Raw genomic sequence first — 4,045 nt, 5'->3', positions numbered from 1 at the left:
ATAGGGTAGTCGTTTCGGCCACCCTATTTTCTTTGAAATCACACTGCCCTATCTACTGCTGACTCTAGATTTGAAGTACCTTGTCATCCCCAAAGGATTTAGCCAGATTGCGCTGGATAATCTTTAACAATTCAGAGAATCGAAACGGCTTATCAATAAAGTCATTTGCGCCTAAACCCAGAGCAATATTTTTTTTGTCGCTATATGCAGTGATTACAATAACCGGTAGTGTAAAGCCTTGTTGACGAAGGGTTTGGAGCACTTCCCTACCACTAATGGTCGGTAGGCCCAGGTCGAGTAAAACGAGGTCATATGATTCGTTGTAAATCTCATCTAGGGCTTGTTGCCCATCTGAAACACTGGTCGGATAATAACCATGTCTGAGCAGCCCTTTTTCTATGAATTGGGCAATGAGATTTTCGTCTTCTACTAAGAGAACCCGCGTCATATAAATGGAAGGTTATGCAGGAATGCTAACACCCCAGCAACAATGAAGTTAAGTAAAGGAGAGTTATTTAAAGGTAACTCAACTCAATGCCCAGTAACATGAGATGATTCTCATGTTGTCCGCAGCGTTTATTCCTTAAGCCGATAACCAACCCCTCGTACGGTTTGGATCAGATCGTTCCCTAGTTTTTTTCGTAGATAGCCCACATACACGTCAACAATGTTGGAGCCTGGGTCATAGTCGTATCCCCAAACGCGATCTAGGAGTTGCTGGCGACTAAGCACATGGTCTGGATGCTGGAAAAATGTTTCTGCCAGGGTAAACTCGCGAGACGGCAGTTCAATCCACTCGTCATTGACTTTGGCTTTACGAGTCCGCAAATCTAACGCCACATTATGAATCATTAGCGTCAAAGGTGCAGTAGATGAGGTATAAGTAACGGTTCTCAATCGAGCCCTTACCCTTGCCAGAAGCTCTTCAAAGCGAAAGGGTTTGGTCATATAATCGTCTGCCCCACCATTAAGACCTGAAATTTTGTCTTTAAGATCATCTCTGGCAGTCAAAATAATAACGGGTAATTTAGCTCCCTGCCCTCGCAAATCAGTCAGTACCTCAAGTCCATCCCTATCAGGTAAGCCTAAGTCTAATATCAACAAATCAAAGCTATCACTCATTGAGAGGGATAAGGCTGCATGAGCATCCCCAACAGTAGTAGTGGTATAACCGTGACTCTTTAGACCTTTCTCAATAAAGGATGAGATCCGTTGTTCATCCTCAGCGATTAGTATGTGGGCCATCGGTAATCGGCAAATCACAAAATAATAGGTTCTAAGACGCATTACTCATTATTCTAGTTCCGAGCATGGGTCTGTTAAAAGACTCGAGATAAATGCTTCTGACGCAACATGAGAAGTTCGATGGAATTCCCATACAACTAGAGTCAGGAGGTCATTAAGCGAGGCTTTGATTTCTATCAAGATAGCCATGCGTTCAGCGATATCGGTGCGTTCATTGAAGAGCCGACTTCAATGAACGCACGGGTAGACCAATGGCTCACCTATGCACCACTAGTTCAGTGGTTAGCTTTGCCGTCTAAGCTCGCACAGTGGGGATGGGAGTCGTGCTTCAGGTCGTACTTTTTTGTAAATCCCATACCACCATCATGCGTTGGATAAAACGATTAGCAACCCAAACACAGAACTGGTCACCCTCAGCAAGTAGACCTCACCAACCATGGAAAAGGGATTGTGGTCACACCTACTTCGCATATTGGAACTCCTAACCAGTAACGTCTTAAAAGCTTATAGCCTGTAAATAGACCAGTCCCCCAGTCTGGTTGCTCAGGACTAACAGTTTCAAGCTTGAAGCGCAGACTGGGCAATTTGCATGATTACATCATATTGATAGGTGGTCACCAGATATTCCAAAGCAGCTTTAAGGGATTGATACTTCTCTGGAATCTCACTTGCCAACAAATCTAGAGTTTCTGCATCTAACATTATTGCCCCGTTGTAGAGTAGTTTCACCCAAGAGGATGGCATTTGGGCTAATAGGTCGCGGGTCAGAGGAGTCGCTTCTATCACAGGAACGGAAGAATGAAGGGTTTCGTAACAGTAGGTAATTTCTAAATGTTGTGCCATCTTTTCAAAAATTTGAGCAGCTTCATAGGGTTTGCGGAGATAGTCATCACACCCTGCTTTAAGGGCCTGTAGTTCGTCCGACTCTAGAGCTTGAGCTGTAATAGCAATGATCACAGGTGGGTCTGGATCCTGGGTCTTTATTAATTGCGTGGCCTCTAGACCATTTAGGACGGGCAGTTGTAGATCCATCCAAATTAATTGGGGCTGCCAAACCTGGTTAACCTCCACGGCCTCTTGTCCATTCCCTGCTTCTTTAACTTCGAAACCCACAGCTTCCAACATCATCACTAAGATTTGACGGTTATCAAAGTGATCTTCAACCACCAGAATTCGATATGAAGTCTGATACCCTGCCAGTCCAACGACTTTTAGTTGAGACACTTTAGGCTTTGGAAGGGAGTCACTCAGTTGAACTTGAATCTGAAATTTGATCGTTGTCCCCTTGCCTTCAATACTCTCGATAGAGATGTCTCCCTGCATCAGTTGGACAAATTGCTGGCAAATGCATAGCCCCAATCCGATGCCACCATACTCCTCCCGCGTCAGAGGATTTTGGACAAAGGGGTCAAACAGCTTGGGCAGCAGATGGGCGGGAATCCCATTCCCAGTATCTTGGATGGTAAACTCTAATGCCGGAGAAGAGGTCTCAACGCTAGAGGGATACCATTGCACCTGGCATGCAACACAACCTCGCTTAGTAAATTTGAGGGCATTTCCAAGTAGATTGATAAGAATTTGTTTGAGTTTTTTAGCATCGGTTCTCACATATTGAGGAACGTTTGGTGCGACCTGAATCTGGAGCTGGATGTCTTTGGAAAGAGCTTGTAATGAAAATAAATCTTTCACCCCACTACATAGATGGTGGAGATTCACATCCTTAGGCTCGTAGGTGAGTTGACCTGCATCTATTTTTGAAAGCGTAATGATTTCGTTGACCAGGGAGAGCAAATGTTCTCCACTGCGATGAATAATCTGGAGGTTAGCATGCTGATCTGGGGTGATCCGCCGGTCTTGCAGCAGGAGCTGACTGAAGCCTAGGATAGTGTTGAGGGGGGTGCGAAATTCATAGCTCATATTGGCAATAAATTGGCTTTTTGACTGATTTGCAACCTCAGCCGCCTCAATAGCTGCTTTAAGCTGACTTGTACGCTCCTCTACAAGTTGCTCCAGATTAGCGTTGAGCCGCTGGAGTGCATCTTCTACCTTTTGCTGAGGGGTAATTTCTTTGCCAATCCCTAAGAACCCCTTAAACTGACCTGATTCATTCCCTAGTGCCGTCACAGATAAGCAGACAGGGAAGCGACTTTGATCTTTTCGAATTAGGGTCCAGATATTCTCATCAGCAATACCCAGTTTAGCTTTAGCCAATAAGGTTTCAATTCCTGGTTGAATGACTCTACCTAGCTCTTTGGAAAGCTTTTGTGAATGTTGGGCTACTTCCCAGGGCTATTTCATTCAAAAATGAGCGATGATGTGCAGGCTGCACTTCTTTCATAACTTATGTCATCGCTGGCTATTGTCGATGTTTTTTTAGACCTACCAGACATTCGTCGCACCGTAGGTTTGCGCCATCATCAAGCATTGTGTTTAGCCTTGTTCACCCTTGCGGTCGCAGCAGGGAATCGAGGCTTTCTGGCCATTGGCGATTGGCTCAAGTCTTACCATGCCCCATTGTTAGAGTTGTTCAATCCACCAAAGAATCGCTTACCCTCCTACAGCACCATTCGCCGGGTACTCTTACAAACAGATGAAGTCCTTTTCGCTCAATGTCTCAGCCGTTTTTTTGAGATTGTGCCCCAGCCTGGAGAAACTGTGGCGACTGATGGCAAGACTCTCAAACATTCGTTTAGGTCTGAAACAGATCTCGTTCTAACGGATTCTGGGGTCTATTAGAATTCAAGCCTATTGAGGGTTTTGAGAATCTACATCTCCTTTCACTGTAGAGTCATTGGGCACT

4 protein-coding genes and 1 pseudogene are annotated in these 4,045 nt (G+C 44.9%); 2 read left to right on the top strand and 3 right to left on the bottom strand.

Features of this window, described 5'->3' with window-relative positions; translation table 11 throughout:
• Nucleotides 1-64: 64 nt before the first annotated feature.
• Both Q0991_RS23425 and Q0991_RS23420 read right to left on the bottom strand, forming a co-directional pair.
• On the bottom strand, nt 65-448 hold the full coding sequence (locus tag Q0991_RS23425) for a response regulator (protein WP_299493178.1): 384 nt from the start codon (nt 446-448) through the stop codon (nt 65-67).
• A 128-nt stretch (nt 449-576) separates the two neighbouring features.
• Nucleotides 577-1,245 (bottom strand): response regulator transcription factor, encoded by a 669-nt coding sequence (locus Q0991_RS23420; protein ID WP_299493180.1) that lies wholly within the window; start codon nt 1,243-1,245, stop codon nt 577-579.
• A 153-nt stretch (nt 1,246-1,398) separates the two neighbouring features.
• On the opposite strand from Q0991_RS23420, the pseudogene Q0991_RS23415 reads away from it, so the two are divergent.
• A pseudogene (locus Q0991_RS23415) lies at nt 1,399-1,664 on the top strand (IS1 family transposase); the annotation flags it as partial.
• A 139-nt stretch (nt 1,665-1,803) separates the two neighbouring features.
• Here the strand turns inward: Q0991_RS23415 and Q0991_RS23410 are convergent.
• The gene (locus tag Q0991_RS23410) at nt 1,804-3,456 is read right to left on the bottom strand and encodes an ATP-binding protein (protein ID WP_299493176.1); all 1,653 of its coding nucleotides are present in this window, start codon (nt 3,454-3,456) and stop codon (nt 1,804-1,806) included.
• Nucleotides 3,457-3,588: 132 nt separating this feature from the next.
• Between Q0991_RS23410 and Q0991_RS23405 the strand changes: the two genes are divergently transcribed.
• Nucleotides 3,589-3,981: a transposase family protein gene (locus Q0991_RS23405; protein WP_299493174.1), complete on the top strand. Its 393-nt coding sequence runs from the start codon at nt 3,589-3,591 to the stop codon at nt 3,979-3,981.
• Nucleotides 3,982-4,045 lie beyond the last annotated feature (64 nt).

The organism is Acaryochloris sp. IP29b_bin.137 (assembly GCF_028285745.1).
Lineage (GTDB): Bacteria > Cyanobacteriota > Cyanobacteriia > Thermosynechococcales > Thermosynechococcaceae > Acaryochloris.
The sequence above is the reverse complement of the archived record's forward strand: the minus strand, read 5'-3'. Positions and strand labels throughout refer to the sequence as shown.

Bases quoted from the DNA above. Each gene is read 5' to 3' on its own strand.
- Q0991_RS23420 (WP_299493180.1), bottom strand. From the start codon at position 1,245: ATGGCCCACATACTAATCGCTGAGGATGAACAACGGATCTCATCCTTT.
- Q0991_RS23425 (WP_299493178.1), bottom strand. From the start codon at position 448: ATGACGCGGGTTCTCTTAGTAGAAGACGAAAATCTCATTGCCCAATTC.
- Q0991_RS23405 (WP_299493174.1), top strand. From the start codon at position 3,589: ATGTCATCGCTGGCTATTGTCGATGTTTTTTTAGACCTACCAGACATT.